Below are 25,849 nucleotides of genomic sequence, written 5' to 3'. Positions count from 1 at the left end.
GACCTCTATGACCGCCACCGCCACCGCCACCGATCAGCCCACCACCGACCTGCACACCGCGCTGCCCGAGTCCACTGCTCGGAAGCCGCGTGCGCACGCCTTCGTCTGGACCGTGCTCGGCGCAGCAGCCACAGTCAGCATCACCGGCAACGCAACCCAAGCCCTCCTGCACGACACCGCACTCCCCGCAGTCGCCGCCGCAGTCGCGATCATCCCACCACTGGCACTACTAGCCGCTGTCCACGGAGTATCAGTGCTGTTGCGTGCGCACGCAGGAGCGCGGGCCACCCACCTGATCGCGACCGCGATGACCGCACTCATCGCCACAGGCGCGTTCTGGCTGTCGTTCACAGCCCTGCGGTCGCTGGCGGTCACGGCCGGTGTCCCGCACGGCGAGGCGTGGTTGTGGCCGCTGATCATCGAGGGCTCCATGGCCCAATCCACCGTCGCGCTGCTCGCACTCGCTCACTCCGCCACTCACAGCGACAGCGGTACCGCCACCGCAGACCACCAGCCGTCCGAGCAGCTGTGCACGGCACCTGCGCCCCCTCTTACTCAGGATCAGTCGCAGGCCACACCCGAGAGCGGTTACGTGCACACGCCGTCCCCCACTGTCGACCGATCCGACCGGGGGTTCAGGGAATTGGCCGTGCTTCTGTGTGCACGCGACCCGGCCCGTCGCCGCGACCCCGAGGTAGTCGCCCAGGCGCTGGCCACCACCACGTCGACGGGTGGTCTCCCACCCGAATCGCCTGCGAGCTCAACAAAAGCCGGTCGACGATCAGCCGAATGCTCAGCGACGCCGCAGCAATCAGAGATCCGGACGCACTCCCCGATGAGCCAACCGCACGAGGTGGACCTGACATCGACCGCGCTCCGGACCACTCCACTCCCACACAGGACGAGCCTGTTCCTGAGGTCCAGCAACTGGTCGAGCAATGAGCGCGCACTCTCAACGAGGACGTGACGCCTGCGTGGGCCGTGCGCCCCGAAACACACAGGACCCGGCCGGGGGCCTTCGGCTGTGCGAGCGGACTATGCCGCCGGGCGGCGGTGCTCGCGGTACCGGAATACGTCGAAGAGCCGCGCTTCCCACGAGCTGCGGAGCTCCTCGTCGCTGCTGCTCTGGGGCACGCTCTCCGAGCCAGCCGTGACCGTGTTCGCCAACTCGACGTCGGTAAGTGGTACTCCGGCCAGCATTGGCACCCCGTCCTGGACGGTCACTGTGATGATGTCGCCCTCTTGGTTACGGGGCGGTGTACGGGAAACCGGCGACAACGTCCCAGGCGAATGCTCGGCGGACTTGAGGAGCGACATGCCGCAGCGGCCGGGGTCGGTCCAGCCCATGAGCAGCGTCGTGTTGGCAAGTGGCACCGCCCGCCGCATCTGCCGCCTGTTGCCGGTCGGCGCCATGATTGTGAACCGGTCGAGCAACTGCTCATTCATCTCGGCCCACCTCGGCCGGTACAGGTGGCGACACTCGTACTTGCGCTCGATGGTCGGTTGGATCCGGACGCCTCATGAACCCTGCAAGCCAGCTAGCGACGGCGAAAGGACTGACCGATGCATCAGCTCACGACTACCTCTCGACAGCAGATCACTCACGGTGTTGGATACCCCACAGAGCTTTCGTTGCGGGTGCCAGCACTACACCCGCGCCGCTACAGCGCAACAGCTTGGGAGGGCAGTCCCGCATGGACATCGACATCACTTGTCCGCACTGCCGCCAACTCGACTTGGTTCAGAGCGTGCCCGCCTTGCACGCGGACGGGGTGTCAAACCACCTCCGGGACCAACCTCTATTCCGGCGTGGGAGTGGCTTCCAGCGGCCTGGTGCCGGTCTTCGGCACTGCGACGGTCGAACGCACTCACACCACCGCGTTGGCGCACAGTCTTGCACGCGAACCCGCTCGGCGACCGGTGGGGCGGCTCACCACGCTCGGCTTGTTATTGCTGCTGCCCGCATTGTTGGCCGTGGTGATCGGTATTGCGTCCGTGGCGACGTCAGATGATCCCGAAGCGACAAACGTGGGCATATTGGCTGGGGCAGCCTTGCTTGTCGGCGGGATCGCAGCGCCGGGCTTGCTCGTGCTCGGTGTTGCTGTGTTTCGTGGCCGTCGCAACGGGCGCATTTCCCGCGGACGCCGCACCGCTCACGCTGTGTGGCAGGCAGCGTTTTACTGCCATCGCTGTGGCGTGGCGTTCTGGCCGCTGTCTCCCGCACCGGGCATTCCCGCCAACCAGGCATTCGCACCCCAGCACTTCCGATGGTTGGTGTGGAACGCCGGTGGCTACGCCAACATCTGACGCCGCCTTGGGTTCAGCCGTGACTTTGATACGAGCGCAGCGTTCGTTCGTACGGTTAGGTCGGAGGCCTGACGTCGAGGGCGTCGATCTCGCCCGACACGCAGGCGCACCAGCTCGGATGCCGCAAGGCACCGGCGAATTCCCGACACCCGACCGTTCGCCAACATGAACGATCTCACTTACGCCATGCCAGCCGACCAGCTCTCGCGCAATCCCCACGCAGGGAGTCGGCAAAAGCCGTTACGTGCTCTCGTCACTTGATGCCTCGCCGCTGCGTCCCGGCACGACGGGCCCGACAGTGTCGAGTGGTGCGCTGACCTGGCCTACCCCCTGTTCCCGAACGGGATTCGCAGCGCCCGATCGAGCTTCCTTGGGCTGCGCGGTTGGTGTGGCGGTGGGTTTCGGTGATGCGCTCGGCAAGGTTTGGCCGTTGTTTGTGCGCGCGGTGTTGATCAGTTGCTGGGCTTGTTTGGTGTCGATTTCGAGGAGTTCGGCGACGTCGTCGTCGGTCTGGCCTTGATCGCGAATCGTGGCCGCGGCCAGCGCCTGCTCAGCGCGATAGCCCGCGATCCGCTCGGCGGCACGCGCTTGTACTGCGCGGATCTGCTCGCGCAGCGCCTCTATCTCGTTGTCACGTTTGTTCTCACACTCCGTGATCGCCTGCCATCCCGCGATGTACTGCTTGACCGCGGAGGTGATGGCTTGTTCGCGGTGACGGGCTTGCGCGCGGCGTGCCCGCACCCGTTCGCGTGAACGTTCCAGTCGTGCACGGACTTCCGGAGTGCGAGGCGAGCGTGGGGAGCGTTTCGAACCTGCAGCGGGCATAGCGGACTTCCTTGTTCGGCCCGTCTGCCTGATTCTCCCAATCCCCAGCGTACCCAGATCGGAGGAGCTGATGCTCGCCGCAGAAGGAACCTTCGAGCTGCCCCAGACTTTCGGCTCCAACCTGGCGCCTGTGTGGTGGACGTATGGGATGAGCCTCTAGCGGTTCGCGACTGTTGCTGGATCGATCGCCCTCGAGTCCCGCGTATTCGGTACGTCCGCCTTGTGCCCGCGATATCGGCAGCCCTTTTGCTGTGAGCCCATGAAGTAACAACCCACCGTGTTGCCCCTGAACGCCAGGCCGGAATCACCTTCCGCCCTGGCGTTCTTTCGTTTACGAAAGGCGGCGCACCATGCCCGATATCACCCTGTCTGCACCATGCGCGGTCTGTGGAACCCGTAACCCGGGTGATCGGTACCCGATCGAGGATCAGCCGGTCTGCGGTGACTGTGTGCCGCAGTTGTCGCGGTGCGGTCACTGCCGCGAGTTCGCCATCGCGCTGACCGAGACGGCGGACGAACGGCGACTGTGCGCGCGGTGTGTGGCCGGCTGGTTGCCGTGCGTGTCCTGCGCGGGGGTGACCGACCCGCGGGTGCGCACCGACGCCGACGAGGCGGTGTGTCTGCGGTGCGCGGCGGTGTTCTTCGACATCTGTTTCCAGTGCAGCCGCTACAGTGCCGCCACCCGCTATGTCTCCGGCGGTCACCGCGCCTGCACCCGCTGCGCCGGCCACTACGAAACCTGCTCGGATTGCGGCACCCTCATGCGCGCTGGCCGCACGTGTGACTGCTGCACGCGCCGCGAGCATGTGTGGAACTACAGCTACAAACCCGACCCCCGCTTCCATGGGGACGGCCCGCTGTATCTGGGGATGGAACTGGAGATCATCGTCCCCGACCACCGCTACCGCGAATGCGTCGCCGTAGCCGGGGACTACCTCGACGATCTCGGTTACCTCAAGCAGGACTCCTCGATTCGGCCCACCGGATTCGAACTCGTCACACACCCCATGTCGTATCGGTATGCGATCGACCGGTTCCCGTGGCCGCTGCTGGGCGCGCTCGAAGAGCTGGACTGTGAGACCGACACCAGTGTCGGGCTGCACGTTCACGCGAGCCGCGACGGGTTCGATTCCCCCGCCCACATCTACCGGTGGATGAAGTTGTTGTACCGCAACGAGTCCGCGGTCTCCATGATCGCGCGACGCCGCTCGCACTACGCCCCATTCGACCGCGTCGCGCGGGCGCGGGTGAAGGACACCGCCAAAGGTCACCAGCACGCGCTGGGCCTGGACAGGTACCAGGCGATCAACCCCTACCCCCGCAAAACCCTCGAGCTGCGAATCTTCGCCAGTTCCCTGAATGTCCAGCAAGTGCAGGCCGCGTTGGCATTCACCATCGCCTCCATCGACTACACCCGCCACCTCCGTGTCGCGGATGTCCGCGCCGGCGCCTGGGAATGGTCGCGCTTCGCCGCGTGGGTCCGCCACCACCCCGACTACCAGCCCCTGCGGGCGGAGATGGAAGACCTCGCATGTGCCTGCTGACCTACTGCCCGCCCGGCGCGACCCCTGATCCGATCGCGTTGTCGTTCGGCGCTTCAGCGAATCCGCACGGGCACGGCTTCGCGATCCTCACCGGGGATCGCATCCACGTCGGCCGCGGTATGCGCGCCGCGACCGTCATCGACCAATTCATGCAGGTGCGGGCCCGCTACCCGGATGGGGCGGCGTTGTTCCACTCCCGTTTCGCCACCCACGGAGTCTGCGCTCTCGGCAACTGTCACCCGTTCCGGGTCGGCGGCGACCCACGAACAGTGTTGGCGCACAACGGCACTCTGCCCAAGCGGGTGCACCCGGGACCGTACGATCCGCGCTCGGACACCCGTATCGCCGCCGAGGACTACTTGCCAGATCAGCCGTTCGGGTCGATCGACACCCACCGCGGCGCCCGCGGGCTGGCCTCGTGGCTGGGGTCGAGCAAGCTGGTCATCCTCACCGTCGACCCCACATATCAGCATCACGCCTACCTGTTCGGCGAGCAGGCAGGCCGGTGGGACGGCGGGGTGTGGTACTCCAACACCAGCTCCCTGCCGCCGTCGCTGCGCTGGCCGACGCGGCGCCGGTATGTGTGCGGGTACTGCCAGCGGTTCGATTTCGATCGCACCGGCCGTTACTGCACCCGCTGCGGCTGGTGCTTCGACTGCGAGACCGCCTTCCCCGACTGCACCTGCCTCATCCCCAAGCTCAGCCCATCCAACCCGCCACGGCGCCGATCACGAGCGCTGATGCCGCCGACACGGCACCGCTCCTGCCGTCAGGCCAAGTCTGGCTGAACCGGCGGCTCTGCACCAGCAGCTGATCTGTCCCTCGAGAACCCCGCACGCAGTCCATTCCTGCTGTGTGCGGGGTTCTTCCCATTTCCCCCGAAAGGTGGATTCGTCATGCCCTCATTCACGCTGGTCGACCCCCTGTGTGAGGAATGCTCCGACCCGGTCACCGCCGCAAACTTGATCTCCACGGTCGAGGGTGACCGCTTGTGCCCGGACTGCGCCGAGGAACTGGTGCGCTGCGACGGCTGCGCCGCGCACACCCGCACCACCAGTCTCACGACCGAGGACACCCTGCTGTGCAGCGAGTGCCTGAGCGGGTGGGAACGGTGCGGGGACTGCGACGCCTACGCGCGCAGGATCCGCACCGTGATCGGCGGCGCCGACGTCTGCGACCACTGCGCTGAGCACTACTCCAGCTGCGATGACTGCACGGAGTTGGCCGCCGAAACCTATCCGGTCGACGGCGGCAACCGGGTGTGCCCGACGTGCGAGTACGACGACTACCGCGAGTGCTCCGAATGCTTCACCCTCATCCGCCGCGAAGAGACCTACTGCGAGAACTGCCTGGATGAGCATCCCTCACATGACGCGGTGCACGGCTACGACTACAAACCCGCACCCCACTTCCACGGTGCCGGCCCGCTGTATCTCGGGCTGGAACTCGAAATCAAAACCCCCTCCGGCCACTTCGACGACGCGGTCGACACCGTCCTGGCCCATGTCAGGGACCTGGCGTATCTGAAGGAAGACTCCTCGATCCGCCCTTGCGGATTCGAATTGGTCACCCACCCCATGGACTACGCGTACGCGCAGGAGCGATTTCCGTGGCCGCTGCTGGCACGGTTGCGGCTGCTGGGCTGCTACACCGACGCCGACGTCGGTATCCACGTGCACGTCTCCCGTACCGGGTTCTCCTCCCCCGCCCACGCCTACCGGTGGCTGAAGTTCGTGTACCGCAACGAAGCTCCGGTCACGACATTGGCGCGACGGTCCTCCACCTGGGCGGAGTTCTCCCCATGGGCGCGCTCGCAGGTACGTGACTACGCCAAGGGGCAGCGATCAGCCGCCCGCTACCAAGCCATCAACGTCCGCCCAGCCGAAACCTTCGAACTGCGGGTCTTCGCCAGCTCCCTGACCCCGCAACAGGTGCAGGCCGCGCTCGCCTTCGCCGCGGCGTCGGTCGAATACACCCGCGGTCTGTCCGCCGCCGACATCGCCCGTCGGCGCGGCTGGGAATGGACCGCCTTCACCACCTGGGTCCGATCGCGCCCCCAGTACTCGCCGCTTCTCGCCGAAATGGAGGCCCTCGCGTGTGCATCCTGACGTTCATCAAACCCGGTATCAGCCCCGACCTCGACGCCCTGCGCAGCGGTGCCCTGGCCAACCCGCACGGCCACGGCTACGCGGTCCTCACCGACACCGGCATCACCGTGGGACGAGGCCTCGACGCCACGGCGGTGATCAGCGAATTCGCCGAAGCACGCGAGCAGCACCCCGACGGTCCGGCGTTGTTCCATTCCCGCCTGGCGACCCACGGCCTGCGGACAGTAGACAACTGTCACCCGTTCCTGGTCGGTGATGACGAGCGAACTGTCCTCGCGCACAACGGGATCCTGCCCGCGAATGTCCATCCCGGGCCGGGGGATCTGCGCTCGGATACCCGTATCGCCGCGGAGGACTACCTACCGACCCGGCCGTTCGGGTCGCTGGACTCCTGGGCCGGGCGCGAACGGCTGGAACGGTGGCTACACAGCGACAAGATGGTGCTGCTGACCCTGGATCCGGCCTACAAACACAGCGCCTACATCTTCAACGAACGCCACGGGCACTGGGACTCGGGCATCTGGTACTCCAACCACAGCTACCTTCCCGACCAGTGGGCCAGCGACGCCTACTGGGACTACTGCGAATACTGCGGCGCGAACGACGTCGACCGCCTCGGCCCGCACTGCACCTACTGCGGCTACTGCGACGACTGCTGGCAGCCCTTCCCCACATGTGAATGCCCGGACCTCGACGGCGTCGAGCGCTACGCCGACCTGCTCGAGTACGAAACCGCCTAACCGCCACGCACCGCACGCCTCCGGGGGGGGCAAGCCCATGACTGCAGAAAGGTCAGCTATCCATGCATCGCACGCTGAATCTGCCCATCACCCTGCTGCGGATCCACGACGAAACCGACCACCATCTCGCCGTCAGCACCGACGGACGCCTGGTCCGGCTGCTGATCCTCGACACCCACGCGCCCCAAACACGGTGGTGCTCCATCGATCTCGACCGCGACGACGCCGACACCCTGGCTGCCGGACTCGCCACCCGCCACCGGCCGCGCCCGATCCGGCCGCTGGCGCGGTGGCTGCGCACCAGAAACATCCGTCGATGACCGAACCCACCAACCCGTCGCTGCCCGCTGGCGCAGAGTCCGAGCCGCAGTTCCTGCGCGAGGTCCTGCAAGGCATCGATCACTGGTTCGACGACGCCGCCGATCTCGGCGATCTCACCCGCTTTCGACACCTGCTGCGCCAACACCTTGCCGTCCTCGACGCCCGCGCCCGCACCGGGCGACGGCAACGAAGTCGGGACCACCAACCCGGTGGTAGAGGTCATCGGTGTCGAACTGCATCGGCTGCGCCGCGACCAGATCCCGGCCACGCTCATCACCCGCGGCGGCTACGTCTACGAGCAGGTCCCCATCCATACAGTGCACCGCCACCACGCCGTCCTCAACGGAGGCGACCGTCCCGGTGTGCTCGTGCCTCTGGCCTTCATCGAATCGGTCCAGCACCTGCCCTGACCACCACCCTCCCCTACCGAAAGGGACTGCAATCCCATGGGAACAGCGATGCCGTTGACCCGCGACGAATTGACCGCCGAGCTGCTAGCTGCACTCGGCCAACACCTCGACACCACCACGCAGCTGGTCACCTTCGCCCAGGGCATCGCCGATGCGCTCGGTGGTGATGCCCTGGCCGTACTGAACTACCTGGCCACCCGCTACGAACACACCGACCGGCTCGTCCGGCTCTACCACCAGGCACTGACCATTCCACCCGCCATCAGCCTGCCCGGCGCCGCTGATGGGGACTGATCTCGACCGCTACACCGCGCCGATCACGCCCGCTCCACGCGATCGATCGCCGCGTTCCCGCACGACCCGCGTGCTCATCGCTGGAGTCCACGCCGCGTTCGCGACCCCACCCCGACCAGGCACCGTCGTCGCCACCTTCGACGACTTCGACATGCACGCTCGCCCCGACGAGCTTCCCATCGTCGCGCTGGTGCGCGTGGAGTACGCCACCCAAGTCGTGACCGCGAACCGCGACGGCAGTCGCCGAATCCGCTGGGAAAGAGATGTTTTCGGTCGACTGCCGACCGGTATCGGCTGGCGTCTGTCGCCCGCCGCGACGGACCCTACCGGGCGGATCGTGATCGGGCAGGGGTGGTGGGCCGCGGGAGGCCGCGAGATCATCCTGCCTGCGGCGGTGCGTGCGCAGGTTCCCGGCGTACCCGCCGCGGTTGCCCTGCACGATCACGACCCTCACACCGGGTGGCGTCCGTGGTGATCTCCAGCGCCGCCGACATGGTGGCTTGGGTCGAAACCAACCTTCCCGACCTCGACGAAGACCGGTTCGCCCTTGGCGGGTCGAACCACCCGTGCCAGGAGGCGGCGCGGTGATCGAGGTCCGCATCCAGGCGTCCGGCTTCGGTGACCGGGCGATCCGTGTCGAGCTGTCGCCGCCGGCCAACTCCCTGACACCCGTCCTGCGCCACCCGTGGTGGCCCCCAACTGATTCGAGGTGATCCATGTCAGATCCCGCTACACCGGCACGCCCGCCGGTGCCGATGCGCCTGGCACACCAGCCCGTGTCCCAGGGGCTGGTTGTTCCGCACATCACCCTCGCTCACCGTGATCGCTCCCGCCCGGTGTGGGGCAAGGTCGATCCGGAACGGCTGTGGGACACCTTCTCCCGCAAGCTGTGCCAGATCTGCGGCCAGGGGCTCGGTGACCGCGTGGTGCTGTTCATCCGGCCCGCCGACTACCTTCATGGTCTGGCCGTAGAACCGGGATGCCACCCCGAATGTGGGCGCTACTCCAGCCGTGCCTGCCCGATGCTGGCCGCTCGACAGAACCGCTACAACCCGCACCCGCGCGAGCGGTTCAACCGCTGCAGCGACCCCGCCTGCAACTGCTGGCAGTGGCGGGCCAGCGAACCCGACCCCCGCGAGGCGCCGCGGGAAGGCCAGCCCGCCGAAGCCTGGTATGAGGCGTCGATCTCGATCGCCGAGTACAGCGTGATCCACGATCCCGGCACCGCCGACACCCCACCCGCGGTCGGCATCAACCTGCGGGGAGTTGAGTTATTGAAGTTGCGCAAGGTCCGTGATGCCGCACCCGCAGCTGACAGGCAGTCGCAGCCTGTCGATCTGCTGGCCTCGATCGTCGCCGTGCGCGCGCTGTTCGGTGAGAGCGGTGAACTGTCGTGACGTCGCAGTAGATACTCGCCCGCATCGGCGCGGTCCGCAAAGCCGAGGGCACCGACAACGCGCACGAGACCGACGCGTTCTCGTCGAGGGCGCAACGGCTCGCCACGCAGCATTCGATCGGTCTCGCGGTAGCCCGCCCCGCCGCACACGGCCGCGCGAAACCGATGCCGGTAATACGGCAGATCCCGACCGGTGAGCGCGGCACCCGCGGGATGGCGACCTATCCCCCAGCTGTTCGTCGCGATCGCTCGCGCCAACGACGTACGCGTCGACGCCGCCCACAACTCGACCTGGGTGATCGCCTTCGGCCTTGAATCCGACACCGCCGCAGTCGAAGTCCTCTACGCCGGTCTGCTCGAACAGATGGTCCGCGGCTCCCGAACCCACCTGCGTTCGTGCGTGCCCCGCGAGGACCCCGTCGGCGGGCACCGGGTTTCGGGGGTGAGCGCGCGGCTGGCTTACCAGCGTGCCCTTCGCCGGACACGTCGGCTATCGCCTGCAACCCGCCCGCGACGACGCCCGCCTCGCCGTCCGCAGGATATCCAGCACAGCAGGGTGTACGACGCCGAGCAGCATGTCCGGGAGGTCTTCGACAGGGCCGACCAGATCCCCGGTCGCACGGCCGAGATGTTCGGGTCGCGGATCTGTCTCCCGGTCCAGCGGCGGATGGTGTCGCTCGACTCGATCTCGACCTACCTTGACCGCGCGGGAATCCCGGTCACCGTCCGAGCCCGGGGCGCTACTCGCGCCCACTACGAACCCGCTATCGCCACCATCGCGGTGCCGCTGCACAACCGGACCGTGCTGCGGGAGTTCGTGCTGCTGCACGCGCTCGCCCATCACTTGCCACCACCGGCAAGTGTCGGGCACGGTCCGGCGTTCTGCGCCGTCTTCGCGGATCTGCACGACAGCGTCTTCGGGCCCCGAAGCTGGATGGCTGATACGCGTCGCCTTCGCCGATACGGGAGCCCACATCGGATAGCCCCCTCACCTGGAAGGAGTGCCCCCAACTATGGATCTTGTCGACCTCGCACACGACATCGCCGCTGCGCTCGGGCCCGGCTGGGTCGCCGAACGCGGATACATGATCCGAGCCCACACCGTGCTCTACGGGCCCGATCAACAGATCCTCCCCATCACCCACGGCGACGACTCTCTCCGCTGCAGCGACCACGGCAGGCTGCGCATCCACACCGGCTACGGCGAATACTCCCGCCTCCTCGCCACCGGTGAAGGCGACGAGTCCATCACCGTCGCCGCCCACCGGGCTCCGGCCGCGATCGCCGCCGACATCACCCGGCGGCTGCTGCCGGACCACGAACAAACCCTCCGTCTGTGCCGTGCCCGCGCTCGCGCCGACACCGAACGCCTCATTCAACGGCGCCGCACCCTCGACACACTTCGGCGGCCCCAACGACGCTGTGCACGGGGTGATCCGTGTCCTTCACAGCGGCGACGCCACAGCCGAACTCCACATCACCCACGACCACACCCTGGAGGTAGCACGCCTCATCAGCTCCGCCCGACCCACCCCGCAGCCCAGCCGCGAAACCCCGTGACCGGATCGGCCTCATCAACCGACACCGCCCGCCTCATAGGTGATGCCTCCGCTACCAACAGCTTCCGTGATCACGCCGCCCTGCGACCCTCAGCAGGACGTCGCAGCGCCGTTCGTGTTCTGCTGCACGCGGCGCTCGACAACGCCGACCGCGGTTTTCACGTCTTCCCGCTACACGCAGGGGCCAAGGTGCCTGCGATCAAGAACTGGGAAGACAACGCCACCCGCGACCGTGACCAAATCCATCGTTGGTGGCACCGATGGCCTTCCGGCAACCTCGGGATCGCGTGCGGGCCCAGCCGACTGCATGTGCTCGACCTCGACACCAGCCACGACCAGGACCCGCCGCCACCGTGGGGCGGGGCCCGCGACGGACGCGACGTCCTGGCCCGCCTCGCCGCCGAGGCCGGGCATCCGCTGCCGGTGCCGACGTTCGTGGTCACCACCCCATCGGGCGGCATACACCTGTACTACCGGACGCCGCGAATCCCGCTGCTGCGCAACACCATCGCTCGCCTTGGCTGGCGTGTCGACAGCCGCGGTGTCGGCGGTTATGTCGTGGGCCCCGGCTCGCGGCTGCCGTCGGGCCGGTATCGGATCCTCGATGACCGCGATCCGATCCCGCTACCCCGCTGGCTTGTCGGACTCCTCGCACCACCACCGCCACCGCTGCTGCTGCCAGTGCGGTCGGTCGCCGAGATCGCGCATCCGGATGCCTACGTCGCGGCGGCGCTACGCAACCAGGCCGACCGGATTCGGTTCGCGCGCACCGGCACCCGCCATCGTGCGGTGCTGCTGGCGGCCAACAGCCTGGGGCGGCTCGTCGGCGCGGGCATGCTCGACCGCGACCACGCCTACCGGGTCCTGTTCGACGCTGCCGCACCGCATGTCGGTGTCAACGGATTCACCGATACCGAGGCTAGCCGCACCATCGACGACGGCCTCACCTACGCCGCCACCCACACCACATCGAATTAGGCGGAATTGAATTTGGTGTTCGCGGTACCGGGACCGGCCGATGCCGCGGCGTCGGCGGGATGTCACCAGTTGATCCAGGTCGGGTCGCGCCCGCCCGGTCACCACCACTGCCGCACTCCTGGCGGTGATCGGCTCGCCGTCTTCGCTGATCATCCCGGCAGCAGCACCGTTCGCTGCCGTTTCCAGGGCGTTGTCGTGCTCGGTCGAGGCGGCAGCACCGTGTCCGAAATCGACTGTGTCGGAGGTATTCATGTCCTCGAATCCTGTTGCCCTGCAAAGCATGACCCGCGCGGAGTATCAGATCCGCGTCGAGCGCGGCTATGCCGGTCCGGTCACCGCGATCCCCGACACACCGGGGCTGGAGGGCTGGCGGTCGCAGTTCCCGGACTGGCGCGGCCGGAACTGGACCTACACCGAAGACGACCGCGGCGCGCTGCGGCTGCGGCCGGTCAACCTCGCCCGGTCGCGCAGCGCCCGTGCCGCCTAACCCACCCGCGCCCCAGGTCCCACGTCCCTGGGCTGTCCCGTATCCATATTTTCGGCGCGGCACCTCACCCCGCTCATCGCGAGGGATGGGTGCCGCGCCGTCTGTTCTGTGAGGAGATCACCGTGAGCACTGCCTCCCTGTCCGTCGTCCCCGACACCAGCCCCACGCCCGACATCGTGGATATCGAGAGCACCGGTGTGACGTCCGACGCCACCACCACCGATCCCGATCCGATCGTGTCACCGCCGCCGAAGGCCGAGGCGGCGTATCTGGATCCGAATGAGCTGGTGATCGATGAGAACGTGCGCACCAGTATCGAACTGGAAAACTATTCCAAGGAGAAGGCGTCGATCAGAATGTTCGGGGTGCGGGCCCCGGCGTTGGCCGAACGCGAGCCCGACGGGTCGGTGCACGTCTACGACGGCCAATTGCGGGTGCTTCTGGCCCGCGAGGGTCGGCCTGGCGAGAGTGCCGGTGTGGATCACCGACGCCGACCCCGCCGTCAACGACAACGAACGCCGCATCGCGCGCACGATCGACCAGATCAACCTCAACGAGCGCCGGATCCCGTTGCCCGACGCCGACCTTGCCAGCGGTGTCGCGCTCACCCTGGAGCTGGGGGCGAGCGCGACGCGGGTGGCCGAAGGGTTGCAGCGCAAGCGATCCGAGATCACCAAGACCGCCGCCATCGGGGCGTCGCCGACCGCGAAACGGCTGCTGACCGAGAACCGGCAGATCGATCTCGACCAACTCGCCATCATCGCCGACTACGAGCAGCGCGGCGACACCGACGCCGTGCAGCGCCTCGAACGCGCCGGGCGCTACGACTTCACCTACGTGCACAAGCGCATCGACACCGAACGCGCCGCCACCCGCGCCCTGCTGGAAGCCGCACTCCCATATGCCGCTTACGGATTCGGCATCCTGACCACCGAACCCGACACCAACGCCGGGTTCGTATCCGCCGCGACGCTCACTACCTCCGACGGTGATCCGGTCACCGCCGACCATCCCTATGCCGACCCACGGAAGTGGGTGGTGTGGTTGGCGGTGGAGAAGAACGCGTTGCTCCTCGACAAGGAAACCGGTGCGCTCGTCGAATCCGAGGCCGTGGACTGGAACACCCGCCACAACCCCGACGCCGAACCTGGCGAGGGACTGCGCCACGCCGAGTCGGTGCAGCGGGCGGATCGGTGGACCCCGACCTATTACCTGCCCGAGGATGCACTGGCGGGCAGCGGATTCCAGGTCGTCGTGCCCGAGCCCGACCCGGAGATCGAAGCCGACACCGCAGCCGTGCGGGAGCAGGCTCGGCTGGCGCGGCGGCGGGTGATCGAGTTGAACGTACGCGGTGAGGCCGCCAACGAGCGTCGCAACAAATTCCTGCCGCGGCTGGTGGCCGGTGCCACCCTGCACCAGTCCACCGCCAGGTTCGTCGCCGAAACTCTCGCGCACAAACTCAACCACACCGAGCGCACGAAAGTGGCCTCGCTGCTGCGGATCGACGCCTCTAGCGAGGCACTGGTCACCGCGATCAGCAACGCCTCGCCCAACCGGGCGTGGACGATCGTGCTCGCCATGCAAATCGCCTCCACCGAACTCGAGATCGGCAAGAGCCTGTGGCGCGACGCCCTGCCCGCCACGCAGCGGTATCTGCGGTTCCTCGGCGAGGCCGCAGCCGATCTCGACCTCGATTTCGCCTTGGTCGACGTCGAACAGGCCGCCGCCGAACTCATCGACTACCACGACATCGACATCGAGTCCTGAACCAGCACAACCACACAAACCGCACCCGCCCACCACGGATCTGTTCGTGGTGGGCGGTGCTCGTCACTCACCCGAACAGAAAGGGAACACCTCATGGCCGGAGACACCATAATCACCGTGATAGGGAACCTGACAGCTGATCCGGAACTTCGTTTCACGCCGAATGGTGTGGCGGTCGCCGATTTCACCGTCGCCTCCACACCCCGTTACCCCGACCGCAACACCGGCGAGTGGAAAGACGGCGAGGCGTTGTTCCTGCGCTGCAACATTTGGCGCGAGGCCGCGGAGAACGTCGCCGAGACCCTGACCCGCGGAGCCCGGGTCATCGTTAGCGGCAGGCTTCGGCAGCGTCGCTGGCAGACGCGCGAAGGAGAGAACCGCACCACCACCGAACTCGAAGTCGACGAGGTCGGTCCGTCGCTGCGTTTCGCCACCGCCAAGGTCAACCGCGCCCACCGCGACACCTCGTTCACCACCCTGGTCGATCGCCCTTCAGGCGGGTCACCCGACCAGCCGCCCACCCCTCGTGTTGCGAGAAGCGCACGCGATTCCCGGGGTGGGTTCCTTTCTCGCGAGACAGGACATTCGTCATGCCCAGTGCTTTCCACGATGCTCTGTTCCACCTGCACTGCCTGCACGCCGACAACCCGCGCGTTGCGCGCACCCGGTTCCCCGGTGTGCTCGCTCTCGCCACACCGGCCGAGCGCGCGTTCCTCGATGAGCTCGCCGACACCTTTACCCGCTATCGGTTCGAGACCGCGCACAAGCGGCTCGACGCGATGTGGAAGGCCGCCGACCCCGAGCGCCGGGAGCTGATCAACCTCTGCGCCCCCGACACCGACCCGGCCTGCACCACCGCGAGTTGCCGGGGATCTTCGAGGTCTCCTACACCGCCGCCGAACTCCCGCCGATGCCGGTACGCAACCGGCCCCGCCCGCTGATCCCGACCGCGCCGAAGCCACCGAGCTGTGGGACCGCGTCTATGTCAACTATGTCGCAGGCCAATACGACGACGAGCATCGCGCCGCATGGTGTGCCCGCCGCGAGCGCGACGGCAACCACACCGACGAGATGTTGGACGAACGCACCAGCGACTACTTCGACAGCCACGACGACACCGCGCCGCGGGCTCGGCGCCCGCGCCGACGCGGCCAGGGCGGTGCGCCGCGGCGCAGCGGCCGGATCACCGAGGACGAGGCGAAGGCGTTCGCCGATGCCCGCACCGGGTTGCGGGTCCGTGACGATGCTCGTCCGGAGATCCCACGCGAGGGCAACGGCCTGGACTACGACGACGCGGCGATGGTCCCGGCGATGGGATGGCGGTGTGTGTCCTGCTTCATCGAACGCGCCATGACCGACCAGCGGCCCATCCACATCCGCGACGAACAGCTGGTCTCCGATGACGGGCTCTGCGATTCCTGCCACGACGAACACCGCCCCGGGATCGCACCGCTGCCCGACCGATTCACCGCCGAGGACTTCGTGTTCTCCCGCTGTGAATTCTTCGCCGCCACCTACCCTGCTGCGGCACACGCTCTGATCGTCGAGGTGTGGCACCGGGCCGCACCGCACCCGATCTGCCGCCACATCACGCGCTTCCCCGCCACCCATCCCGAACTGACCCCGAATCCGGCCAAGCCGCTCCAGTTCGCCGCCGACCTCACCGGCACCGAGGTAACACCCCGCCCCCGCGCCGCCACGCGGAAGAGGCGGGTGACGTTGGGAGCCGATCAGCGCCACGGCCGCTGCGATGGCTGCACCCGCTACACCGTCATCCACGCCGACAACTACTGCCTCACCTGCCGGATCGACCTCGGCCTCGTCCCCGCCCGCCCCCATCAGTCGCAGGCGGCCTGACCCGACATCCCACTACACCCCCTGATCGCCGCTCCGCCGTGGCTGCCTTGCGCCCACGGCGGACCGGTCCACCACCAACCTTCAGGAGCCCACGTGATGCACCGACCCCCAACCGGCCTACGCCGCCTCACCCGAACGTTGCGCCGCGCGTTCACACCACACCGCCGTGCCGTCATCGTGCGGGTGCTCCTCAACAGCGCCCCGCACTCCTTGCTCCACGGCTACACCCCCGCCCCGCCGCTGATCCTTGCCTACGAGTACACCATCCCTGTCGGAGGGGCCCCGGCCGACGCGGTGATCCTCGAACGCCCCTTCGCCGCGTTCAACGGACACCCCGAGCGCCCCGACGACAACGCCCACGCCAACGCGTGGGCCGACAAACGGCTGCGGTCACTGTCCGTCGGCGACGTCATCGCCATCGACGACCGCCACTACGCCTGCCAATCCGTCGAATGGACGCGCATCACCGCGCCCGCCTGAATCTCCGCTGCGCCGACGACGAGGTACGGGACCCCCACCACCGGTCCCGTACCACCACCAACCGCACTGTCACAACCACAGGAACACCATGCCGCTCCCACACCCCAACCGCACTCCCCGCATCCATCCACACGTCACCCTCTCACCTTCACCTTCTCCACTTCTTGTCCGTTCCGCGCGAACCTTTCGGATCGAGCCACAGCTGACCTGGGGCCCGCGAGGTTGGCCGGACGGTTCGAACTTCCCGGGTGTTCTGACCTGCCTTGCGGATTTGGGACTCGAGTCCTCCCTGGCTGATCGTTGTCTCTCCGGCAACGTCGATCGGGGCTGCTCGCCCCCAACGGCACTGACCAACCGGCATTACCCAAGTAGTTGGAGGCATCAAAATTGGCGGATACCAACACCTTCCGCATCAGGGTGGTGTCGAATTGCCATTGATCGGCGATGTTGTCGATGACCGCTGTAACCAGTCAGGAGTGTCTGCGTGCCACGTGAAATCGATTCGGCTGTCTTCCCGCATCTGGAGGCGGACCTCGACCGCGTCCGTGACGTTCTCGGACCCATACGGTTGCCGGGCAGGCCTGAGCTGGCCGCACTCACAGACGAAGGGCCCGACAGCTCTCGCCGCCTGGTGCGTCCTACTTTGACGTTGCTGTCGTACTACTTACTTACCGATTCCGCGGTACCGGCCGATGAGCGGGTGGTGCGCGCCGCCGCTGCCGTGGAGTTGCTGCACCTTGGCTCGCTCTACCACGACGATGTCATCGATCACGCGCACGAGCGTCGCGGCCGTCCCAGTGCCAACGCGGTGTGGGGTTCGCATCTCGTTGTATTGGGTGGGGACTCCGCGATATTCGCGAGCGGGCGCATGCTGGCCGAACTCGGTCAGCGTGAAGTTCTCGCGGGGATGATCACGGGCGAGCGGATGTGCGCGGGCATGGTGATCGAGGCCGCCGACCAGTATGTGGCCTCCCGCAGCGAGCAGGCCTATCTGGACGCGATCGACGGCAAAACAGCGGCGCTGCTGTCGATGGCATGCCGGGTGGGCGCGATGCAGGCAGGTCGCAGCGATCAGGACGAAGAGGCGCTGGCCCAGTTCGGCCGGCACTTCGGGTTGGCCTACCAGCTGCGTGATGACATCCTCGATTTGACCTCGACCGCCGAAGAAATGGGCAAGCCCGTCAACGCGGATCTGCCCGAAGGCATCTACACACTTCCCGTGATCCGCACAGCTGCCCGCGACCAGGGCCTTGCCCGCCTGCTGGGCAGAGCAATGACGGGTGAGGAAACCACACGCGCCCGCGAACTCGTCATCGCCTCCGGCGCCGTGGACGAAGCACAAGCGGTGGCCGATGACTTCATGGACCAGGCTGATAGTCAGCTCGCCGCTCTGGCCGCTGCCCCGCGCTCCCGCGACGCGATGACCGCTTATGCTCGGTCCGTACTCGATCGGCGAACTCCACTGCCCGCAGTCTCCCGACAGTCGAGGCAGGCACCCCGCAACCATCGTGAGGGCCTCCCGCAGGAGGTGACTCGATGGGTGAGGAGTTGGCTAGTGGACACCGGCCTTGCCGCCTCCGCGGCCGAGTTGGACCACCGCCGGTGGGCAGGATCGTTCCAGCTGGTGGCGGCCGTGTTCCCAACCGTGACCCCAGCCGACGCGACCCATGAACAGACCGCCGCCGCCCTGGGCATGCTGTGTCTTGTGTGGGATGACCTGTTCGAAGATCCGCAGCTGAGGGACCCGGAAGCCATCACCGCGCTGAGGCGTGGCATGGTGGCAACGCTGCGCCAGGACCCGCAGACACCGTGGCGGCCCGGCGCGCTCCCGACGGCCTGGGCAAGTTTATGGCCGCGCCTGCGCGAGGGCCGCAGCACCCGCTGGCAGGAGAAGTTCCTCGACGACCTCGAGGCGTGGTTCGAAGCCGCCGAACGCGAAGCACACCATCGCCTCAACGGCTACATCCCCTCCACGGCCGACTACCTGCCACTGCGGAGGTCGACCAGCGGATTCGACACCGCCATCGCCATATTGGAGGTATTCCACGACCGGGAACTACCACCGACACTGCGCAATCACCCCGTGATCCGCCGTCTCGAAGAACTTGCCTTCTTTGTGGCCTTCGTGGAGAACGACCTGGTGGGAATCGATCAGGACGAGGCAGACCAAGTCCCCTACAACCTGGTCAGAGCCATCCGTCACGAGACCGGCTGCACCCGCGACGAAGCCATCGAGCAGGTGCAGCGTCAACTGACCGAGCAACGCGCCCAACTCGACGCGGTGACCCGCTACATGCCGAAGGTCCTCCGAATCCTTCCCGGCCTGTCCGGCCTGGGGAAGAAATACGAGTTGATATACGAAAGCTTGACGAACATGACGCGGCGGGTGCCCCAGAGCGATCGGCACACGCAAACTTCCGGTACCCAAGCGCCAGAGCCGGACTTCGAACGCTTGCGCCGCGAGATCTGCTATCCGGCCGCCGAACCAGCTCCTACCGCGCCGTGAGCCCCGCAGCCGGCAAAGCAGGGTTTGTCCCGCGCGTCCACCGTGGTTGGTTGCGCGGGACGCCCACTCAGTGCGTCGCCGGCTGTCCGGACATCGTCGGTCCGGGAATGTGGGGTCCGGGTATGCGGATCCGCATCGTGGTCGAAGAGACGAGCGGGTACGCAAACGGAAAGCAGCCGAGCCCATTACACGCGGCGCGAGTCACCACGAAAGAGTCGGCATCCCGCGGCTTGATTCGCTGGGAGGCCGGCAGCCCACCACCAGCGCGGCACCGTCGACCGACCAGGCGAAGTAGTCCGGCGTGAACGTGTCTTGCCCTCCGGTGTGGTCCAGAACAACCAGAACGGCCGCGCTGCAATACCGATCACGTCCGAATCGAAATCGAGCAGCACAAGCCGATCGAGCTTCAGCCACGACTCGTAGCCCACGAGTGCTCCGGTCGTCGCCGTCCACCAACAGCCGACGTGATAGCGCTGCCCTTTGTAGAAAGGGACCCGCGCACCGGCAGGCACCCTCGAACGGCACCGACCACGCATCGATCAGCGCCACACGCCGCTTTCCGGTCGACATAGGCGATCTCGACTCCCGAGCCCACGGCGACGCCGCGAACCACACTCAGGCCGGCACGGGCACGCAGGTTTCCGAGCCAACCGCCCTACGTCCTCAGAACCAGAAAACTATGTCCGAACTCCGCAAGCACCCACGAAACCTAACCCGAACACCGAAACCTATACCCGATGTCACTTCTCGTTTGATCTGTCGGGGCTGTGTTGTTGGCCTGCGGTTCGCCATTCGCTATCCGATCGTCGTCGGTCGCTACTTCTCATTTGAAGTGGCGGATTTCAGGGAGTGGGATGTCTCGGTTGCGGATGGTTCGGGCGGATTGCCAGTGACCGTGACGGGCTTCCTGGTGCTCGGACTCGAGTTCTCCCTGGCTGATCGTTGTCTCTGGCAACGTCGATCGGCGGTGCTCTCCCCCAACGGCACTCACTAACCGGCATCACTCGGGTAGTGGTGGCATCAAAATTGGCCGATACCAACATCTTCTGCGTGATGGTGGTGTCGAATTGCCATTGATCGGCGGTGTTGTCGATGACCGCTGTAACCAGTCAGGAGTGCCCGCGTGCCACGTGAAATCGATTCGGCTGTCTTCCCATATCTGGAGGCGGACCTGGACCGCGTCCGTGACGTTCTCGGCCCCGTGCAGTTCCGGGGCAGGCCCGAACTGACCGCGCTCACCGACGAAGGGCCCGACACCTCTCGTCGTCTGGTGCGCCCCACGTTGACGTTGCTGTCGTACTACCTGCTCACCGACCCCGCGGCGCCGGCCGATGACCGGGTGGTGCGCGCCGCCGCTGCCATGGAGTTACTGCATCTGGGCTCGCTGTATCACGACGATGTCATCGATCACGCGGACCAGCGTCGCGGCAGCCCCAGCGCCAACGCGGTGTGGGGTTCGCATATGGCTGTATTGGGTGGAGACGCCGTGACGGCCTCGGGCGGGCGCATACTGGCCGAACTCGGTCAGCGCGAAGGGCTTGCGGGTGCGATCGCGAGTGAGCAGATGTGTGCGGGCATGGTGATCGAGGCCGCCGACCAGTATGTCGCCTCCCGCAGCGAGCAGGCCTATCTGGACGCGATCGACGGCAAAACAGCGGCGCTGCTGTCGCTGGCATGCCGGGTGGGTGCGATGCAGGCCGGCCGCGCCGAGGACCAAGAACAGGCGTTGGCCCTGTTCGGTCGATACTTCGGGTTGGCCTACCAGCTGTATGACGACATCCTCGATTTGACTTCGACTGCCGACGAGATGGGCAAGCCCGTCAACGCGGATCTACCCGAAGGCATCTACACACTTCCCGTGATCCGCGCGGCTGCCCGCGACCGAAGCCTGGCCCGCCTGCTGGGCAGAGCAATGACGGGTGAGCAAGCCGCACACGCCCGTGAACTCGTCATCGCCTCCGACGCGGTGCAGGAAGCACAGGTGATGGCCGAGGATTTCATGGATCAGGCTGCCGGTCAGCTTGCGGCCGTGGCCGTCGACCCGCGCGCCTGCCACGCGATGAGCACCTATGCCCGGTCCGTACTCGACCGGCGAACGCACCGCCCTGTCGCCTCCGCACCCTCGACGCTGCCACCCCACGCCGACAGTGAGCTGGTCTCGCCGCAGGCCATGTCATGGTTGAAGAGCTGGATGGTGGACACAGGCCTTGTCGCCTCCACCGCCGAAGCCGACTACCACCGGTGGACAGGAGCGTTCCGGTTCCCGGCACAGTACATGGCCCCGGCGGATGGGGCCCATGAACAGACCTCCGTCGGTATCACCGTGCTGATCGCTGTGTGTGACGACCTGTTCGACGATCCGCGGCTGACCGACCCGGAAGCCGTCACCGCGCTGCGGCGTGGCATGGTGGCGATCCTGCGCCAGGACCCGCAGGCGCCGTGGAGGTCCGGCGCGATCCCGACGGCGTGGGCGAGTGTGTGGCCGCGCCTGCGCGAGGGCCGCACCACCCGCTGGCAGGAGCGGTTCCTCGACGACCTCGAGGAGTGGTTCGACGCCTGCGAACGCGAAGCCCACCATCGCATCACCGGCTACATCCCCTCCACGGCCGACTACCTGCCGCTGCGGAAAACGACTGCTGGGTTCGACATCGGCATCGCCTGCCTGGAGGTGCGCCAGGACCGGGAACTGCCGCCGAAGCTGCGCAGCCACCCCGTGATCCGCCGTCTCGAGGAACTCGTTTTCTTGGTGATGGTTGCGGGGAACGACCTGGCGGGGTTGGATCGGGACGAGGCCGACCATATCCCCTACAACCTGGTCAGGGCGATCCGTCACGAGACCGGATGTACCCGCAGCGAAGCCATCGAGCAGGTGCAGCGCCAGATAGCCGAGCACCGCGCCCAGCTCGACGCGGTGGTCCGCTACCTCCCCGCGCTCGTCCGCATGATTCCCGGCCTGCCCGGCCAGGTGAAGGAGTACGTGTCTCTCTACGAGAACGTGACAAACCTGCTCGAGGCGCATCAGTCCGATCGGTACACGCCGACCTCGGCTTCCGCAGCGCCGGACCTGGAACGCTTGCGCCGCGAGATCTACTACCCGGCCGCCGAACCGGCTCCCACCGCGTCGTAAGCCCCCGCAGCCGGCAAAGCAGGGTGTGTTTCGCGCAATCCACGGTGGGTGGTCGCGCGGGACGCGCCCTCAGTGCTTCGCCGGCTGTGCGGACCTCGTCGGTCCAGGGATGCGAGGTCCTGGGATAGTGGATCCGCATCGTGGGTCGAACACACGAGCGGGTGCGCAAACGGAAAGCAGCCGAACCTATTACACGCGGCGCGATTCACCGCGAACGCGTCGGAATTCGTCAGCGGCGCAGCCTGTCTCTTCTCTCGGTCCCAGCATCAGAACATCCTCGCCACATCAGCTGAGAATCCGCCACCCCACCGCCACATCACATGAGAACTCGCCACATCACCTTAGAACTGACACCCGAACAGGACAACTGTCTGTTCCGGGTGATCACTTCGGGTTGAGTAGTCCCTGAGCTGCGACCCGAAGTCTGTGTCGTTATCACAATCCACGTGTGGTGTTCGGATCTAATTTTCGGATTTCGGTCGGTCGTGCGAGACCACACAGTAGATGCATTCTTAGGTAAGCATATGTTAACTTCACGATATGGAGTCGATTGAGAGCCGCGCGGTGGCGTTCGAACGGGACCTCGACCGGAAACAACTGCGACTGGGCACGCACGACTGGTCCTATTATGCCGGCGGCGATGGCGAGCCCGTGGTCCTGTTGCCAGGCGGGGCGGGCATCGCGATCGGATGGCTCGACCTGACACCCACACTGCGGGACTCCCGGGTCGTGACCGTCGACTACCCGCCGACTGCCACGTCGTTTGACGAGCTCGCTGAGGGTGTGGTGGCGATCCTGGACACCGTCGGTATCGAGTCGGCGCATGTGGTCGGGCAGTCGGCGGGCGGGATGCTGGCGGAGGTGCTATCGCGACGGGCGCCCGAACGGGTGCGGTCGATCGTGTTCACCGGCACCGGCCTGTACGGGCCGGAGGACATTCCGCGGTTGGAAGCCCGTGTGGCAGCGACGGAGTCGACGCCGTGGGAACAGACCCGGTCGGCGGCACGGGAAGCGTTGCGCATCACCTGGAAAGACTCCGGAGAGGCCGAATTCTGGGTCAAGCGCGTCGACGCCGCCTATGCCAGAGCCGGGCAACAGGGCGCCGTCAATGCCATGCGCTGGCTGCTCGACCTGGCGCGCCGGGCACCCGAGCTGCAGCAGCAGCCGGCCTGGCAGGGCCCGGCGCTGATCGTCCGCGCCGACGACGACCCGCTGATCACCTCGGTCCATGTCCAGCGGTTGCGGGATCTACACCCGGGCAGCGAGTTCCGCGCCTTCCCCGAGGGCGGCCACTCGCTACTGGTCGGCCGCCCCGACGACTATATTGCCGCGGTGACCGGCTTCCTCGACCACCAGGCCACCGGTTAGCCGCTGCCGACGCCGACGCCTCGCCGCAGGCCACGCTCGACACGGGCGGGCAGTCTGCCCGCCAAGCCCCTACTACATCCACAGAACCCGAAAACTATGTCCGAACAGGACAACAACTGTCCCGTCCAGACGTAGTCGGCGAGCGGTGCGCCGCTGAGCTGCGGTTCGCCAACTAAACCTGGACACGACGACAAACAAATCTGTCTGTGCCGCGCGAACCTTTCAGATCGGGCCACAGCTGACCTGCGGCCCGCAGGGTTGGCCGATCTGTTCGGCGGCGCGGGTGTTCGGATCTACCTTGTGGATTCGGTGCCGCGGTTGCGGTCCGGCGGGGGCGGATCCACGGTGCCGGCCCGTGTCTTTCCTGGTCGCCCACCCATCCCCGCAACCTTCACCTGAACTCCGCAACCAGTCCCGCAATCTAAGTCCGAACTCCGCAACCTACGTCCGAACAGAACAAACATCTGTCCGTTCCGGATCATCGTTTCGGTTGGGGTTGTCGTTCACCTGCGGCCCGAAATTTTGATCGTCTCTCTTCGCATGGGGTTGTTCGGATTTAGATTTCGGATTTGATGGGCGCGTAGCGAAGTCGGAGGTTGCCGGTCGTGAGGAGCGCTGTGTTGCGGCAGATCGTTTGACCTGAACTGGTATTGAGGTTCTAACTTTGCGTGCATGATAAACACGCAAACGTCGGCGAAGACGATCCTGGTGACCGGCGCGACTGGCAACATCGGCAGAGCACTGCTGACAGAACTGGCTGAACATGGTGAGGTCCGTGTGCGAGCGGCGACCCGCAACGCAACCTTCGCCGGGCTGCCCGAAGAGATCGAGCCGTTCCAGGCCGATCTGCAGCATGCGGACTCGCTGCGGTCCGCGGTCGAGGGTGCGACCGCGTTGTTGGCCCCGGACGCCCGAAACTGACACTAGCCGCAAGGTAGCGGCTCCATTCCGCTGACCTTTGATCGGCGGTCGCTGTACGGTTCGCTCTCGTGCGTCGGGAGTGGTCGAGCGAGGAACTGGTGGCGTCATGGATGCTGATCGGCGACGATTGGCAGCTCGTGGGCAACAAGACCGGCGCAACACGTTTGGCCTTTGCCCTGGTTCTGAAGTTCTTCGAGATCGAGGCCAGGTTCCGCGCGGCGGGGACGAAATTCCTGCTGCCGCGGTCGTCTACCTTGCCGAGAAGGTCACGGTCGATCCGGGCGAGTTCGCCGCATACCGCTGGACCGGACGAACGATCGAGTATCACCGCGCACAGATCCGGGACGCTTTCGGCTTCCGCGAGTTCACCCGTGCGGACGAGGAAAAGCTTGCGGACTGGATGGCAAACGAAGTGTGCCCTGTCGAGCTGCGTGACGAACAGTTGCGCGAGGCGCTGCTGGTGCGGTGTCGTGCCGAGCGGCTCGAACCACCGGGCCGCATCGAGCGGATCATCGGATCGGCGCGGACCGCGTTCGATCAGCGGTTCCGCGACCGCACCGTGACCCGGTTGGGTGAGCACTGCACCGAACGGCTGGACGATCTCGCCGATCGGCAGCTGCTCGCCGAGTTGAAAGCCGACCCTGGCCAGGGTCGGACTGGAGACCCTGTTGCGCGAAATCGACAAGTTGAACGCGATCCGCGGCCTGCGCCTGCCGCCGGATCTGTTCGCGGACGTGTCGGAGAAGCTGGTCGAGGCCTGGCGGGCTCGCGCCGCCCGGTCCTATAACAGGATCGCCTCCTTGCCGCGCATGCGCCGCAGGTCGTCTGGAATGGGTGAGTGGGGGACTATCGGC

At 66.6% G+C, this 25,849-nt stretch carries 26 protein-coding genes and 2 pseudogenes; 25 read left to right on the top strand and 3 right to left on the bottom strand.

Translation table 11 applies throughout. The features are described 5' to 3' along the window. The first annotated feature begins 7 nt into the window (after positions 1-7). Positions 8-967, top strand: coding sequence for a DUF2637 domain-containing protein (locus tag OH799_RS01415; protein ID WP_406274565.1), 960 nt, complete (start codon positions 8-10; stop codon positions 965-967). A 68-nt stretch (positions 968-1,035) separates the two neighbouring features. On the opposite strand, the gene OH799_RS01410 is transcribed toward OH799_RS01415, so the two are convergent. Beyond that, positions 1,036-1,446 carry a hypothetical protein gene (locus OH799_RS01410; RefSeq protein WP_406274562.1) on the bottom strand — a complete coding sequence of 137 codons (411 nt, stop codon included), beginning with the start codon at positions 1,444-1,446 and terminating at the stop codon, positions 1,036-1,038. A gap of 363 nt (positions 1,447-1,809) precedes the next feature. Here OH799_RS01410 and OH799_RS01405 point away from each other — a divergent pair, with 363 nt between their 5' ends. Further along, on the top strand, positions 1,810-2,307 hold the full coding sequence (locus OH799_RS01405) for a hypothetical protein (protein ID WP_406274559.1): 498 nt from the start codon (positions 1,810-1,812) through the stop codon (positions 2,305-2,307). Between the two features lie 240 nt (positions 2,308-2,547). Here OH799_RS01405 and OH799_RS01400 read toward each other — a convergent pair whose 3' ends face one another. Continuing rightward, positions 2,548-3,132 (bottom strand): hypothetical protein, encoded by a 585-nt coding sequence (locus tag OH799_RS01400; protein WP_406274556.1) that lies wholly within the window; start codon positions 3,130-3,132, stop codon positions 2,548-2,550. A 350-nt stretch (positions 3,133-3,482) separates the two neighbouring features. Here OH799_RS01400 and OH799_RS01395 point away from each other — a divergent pair, with 350 nt between their 5' ends. From OH799_RS01395 to OH799_RS01320, 16 genes and pseudogenes are all read left to right on the top strand, one after another. After that, the gene (locus tag OH799_RS01395) at positions 3,483-4,676 is read left to right on the top strand and encodes a hypothetical protein (RefSeq protein ID WP_406274553.1); all 1,194 of its coding nucleotides are present in this window, start codon (positions 3,483-3,485) and stop codon (positions 4,674-4,676) included. Beyond that, positions 4,664-5,464 (top strand): hypothetical protein, encoded by an 801-nt coding sequence (locus OH799_RS01390; protein WP_406274551.1) that lies wholly within the window; start codon positions 4,664-4,666, stop codon positions 5,462-5,464. The genes OH799_RS01395 and OH799_RS01390 overlap by 13 nt, the downstream gene beginning before the upstream one ends. A gap of 108 nt (positions 5,465-5,572) precedes the next feature. Further along, a complete protein-coding gene (locus tag OH799_RS01385) occupies positions 5,573-6,784 on the top strand; it encodes a hypothetical protein (RefSeq protein ID WP_406274548.1) in 1,212 nt (403 codons plus the stop codon). After that, positions 6,772-7,524, top strand: a complete 753-nt coding sequence (locus OH799_RS01380) for a hypothetical protein (RefSeq protein WP_406274545.1) — start codon at positions 6,772-6,774, stop codon at positions 7,522-7,524. Before OH799_RS01385 ends, OH799_RS01380 begins: the two co-directional genes overlap by 13 nt. Before the next feature lie 62 nt (positions 7,525-7,586). Beyond that, on the top strand, positions 7,587-7,844 hold the full coding sequence (locus tag OH799_RS01375; protein ID WP_406274542.1) for a hypothetical protein: 258 nt from the start codon (positions 7,587-7,589) through the stop codon (positions 7,842-7,844). Positions 7,845-7,991: 147 nt separating this feature from the next. Further along, positions 7,992-8,255, top strand: coding sequence for a hypothetical protein (locus OH799_RS01370; protein ID WP_406274539.1), 264 nt, complete (start codon positions 7,992-7,994; stop codon positions 8,253-8,255). A gap of 36 nt (positions 8,256-8,291) precedes the next feature. After that, complete coding sequence (locus OH799_RS01365) at positions 8,292-8,549, top strand: hypothetical protein (protein WP_406274536.1); 258 nt, start codon at positions 8,292-8,294, stop codon at positions 8,547-8,549. Next, positions 8,539-9,024: a hypothetical protein gene (locus OH799_RS01360; protein ID WP_406274534.1), complete on the top strand. Its 486-nt coding sequence runs from the start codon at positions 8,539-8,541 to the stop codon at positions 9,022-9,024. Before OH799_RS01365 ends, OH799_RS01360 begins: the two co-directional genes overlap by 11 nt. A 241-nt stretch (positions 9,025-9,265) precedes the next feature. Continuing rightward, positions 9,266-9,946 (top strand): hypothetical protein, encoded by a 681-nt coding sequence (locus tag OH799_RS01355; protein WP_406274531.1) that lies wholly within the window; start codon positions 9,266-9,268, stop codon positions 9,944-9,946. An 11-nt stretch (positions 9,947-9,957) separates the two neighbouring features. After that, positions 9,958-10,260, top strand: coding sequence for a DUF2786 domain-containing protein (locus OH799_RS01350; protein ID WP_406281712.1), 303 nt, complete (start codon positions 9,958-9,960; stop codon positions 10,258-10,260). 49 nt (positions 10,261-10,309) lie between these two features. Beyond that, a pseudogene (locus OH799_RS01345) lies at positions 10,310-10,813 on the top strand (hypothetical protein); the annotation flags it as partial. A gap of 145 nt (positions 10,814-10,958) precedes the next feature. Beyond that, on the top strand, positions 10,959-12,482 hold the full coding sequence (locus tag OH799_RS01340; RefSeq protein WP_406274528.1) for a bifunctional DNA primase/polymerase: 1,524 nt from the start codon (positions 10,959-10,961) through the stop codon (positions 12,480-12,482). A gap of 250 nt (positions 12,483-12,732) precedes the next feature. After that, positions 12,733-12,969: a hypothetical protein gene (locus OH799_RS01335; RefSeq protein ID WP_406274525.1), complete on the top strand. Its 237-nt coding sequence runs from the start codon at positions 12,733-12,735 to the stop codon at positions 12,967-12,969. Between the two features lie 468 nt (positions 12,970-13,437). Then, complete coding sequence (locus OH799_RS01330; RefSeq protein ID WP_406274522.1) at positions 13,438-14,736, top strand: hypothetical protein; 1,299 nt, start codon at positions 13,438-13,440, stop codon at positions 14,734-14,736. A 93-nt stretch (positions 14,737-14,829) separates the two neighbouring features. Beyond that, positions 14,830-15,196: pseudogene (locus OH799_RS01325) on the top strand (single-stranded DNA-binding protein); the annotation flags it as partial. Positions 15,197-15,326: 130 nt separating this feature from the next. Further along, positions 15,327-15,677: a hypothetical protein gene (locus tag OH799_RS01320; protein ID WP_406282938.1), complete on the top strand. Its 351-nt coding sequence runs from the start codon at positions 15,327-15,329 to the stop codon at positions 15,675-15,677. On the opposite strand, the gene OH799_RS01315 is transcribed toward OH799_RS01320, so the two are convergent. Beyond that, positions 15,622-15,798 carry a hypothetical protein gene (locus OH799_RS01315; protein ID WP_406274520.1) on the bottom strand — a complete coding sequence of 59 codons (177 nt, stop codon included), beginning with the start codon at positions 15,796-15,798 and terminating at the stop codon, positions 15,622-15,624. The two genes, OH799_RS01320 and OH799_RS01315, sit on opposite strands and share 56 nt — an antisense overlap. A gap of 9 nt (positions 15,799-15,807) precedes the next feature. Here OH799_RS01315 and OH799_RS01310 point away from each other — a divergent pair, with 9 nt between their 5' ends. From OH799_RS01310 to OH799_RS01280, 7 genes are all read left to right on the top strand, one after another. Then, positions 15,808-16,593, top strand: coding sequence for a hypothetical protein (locus OH799_RS01310; protein WP_406274517.1), 786 nt, complete (start codon positions 15,808-15,810; stop codon positions 16,591-16,593). A gap of 96 nt (positions 16,594-16,689) precedes the next feature. Further along, complete coding sequence (locus tag OH799_RS01305) at positions 16,690-17,073, top strand: hypothetical protein (RefSeq protein WP_406274514.1); 384 nt, start codon at positions 16,690-16,692, stop codon at positions 17,071-17,073. 484 nt (positions 17,074-17,557) lie between these two features. Further along, positions 17,558-19,579 carry a polyprenyl synthetase family protein gene (locus tag OH799_RS01300; protein WP_406274511.1) on the top strand — a complete coding sequence of 674 codons (2,022 nt, stop codon included), beginning with the start codon at positions 17,558-17,560 and terminating at the stop codon, positions 19,577-19,579. 1,123 nt (positions 19,580-20,702) lie between these two features. Continuing rightward, complete coding sequence (locus OH799_RS01295) at positions 20,703-22,706, top strand: polyprenyl synthetase family protein (RefSeq protein ID WP_406274508.1); 2,004 nt, start codon at positions 20,703-20,705, stop codon at positions 22,704-22,706. Positions 22,707-23,246: 540 nt separating this feature from the next. Then, a complete protein-coding gene (locus OH799_RS01290; RefSeq protein ID WP_406274506.1) occupies positions 23,247-24,074 on the top strand; it encodes an alpha/beta fold hydrolase in 828 nt (275 codons plus the stop codon). Positions 24,075-24,746: 672 nt separating this feature from the next. Continuing rightward, entirely contained in the window at positions 24,747-24,995 is a 249-nt protein-coding gene (locus OH799_RS01285) for an SDR family oxidoreductase (protein ID WP_406274503.1), read from the top strand. Positions 24,996-25,101: 106 nt separating this feature from the next. Next, on the top strand, positions 25,102-25,782 hold the full coding sequence (locus OH799_RS01280) for a DUF4158 domain-containing protein (protein WP_406274500.1): 681 nt from the start codon (positions 25,102-25,104) through the stop codon (positions 25,780-25,782). Positions 25,783-25,849 lie beyond the last annotated feature (67 nt).

It is taken from the genome of Nocardia sp. NBC_00881 (assembly GCF_045207455.1).
Lineage (GTDB): Bacteria > Actinomycetota > Actinomycetes > Mycobacteriales > Mycobacteriaceae > Nocardia.
The sequence above is the reverse complement of the archived record's forward strand: the minus strand, read 5'-3'. Positions and strand labels throughout refer to the sequence as shown.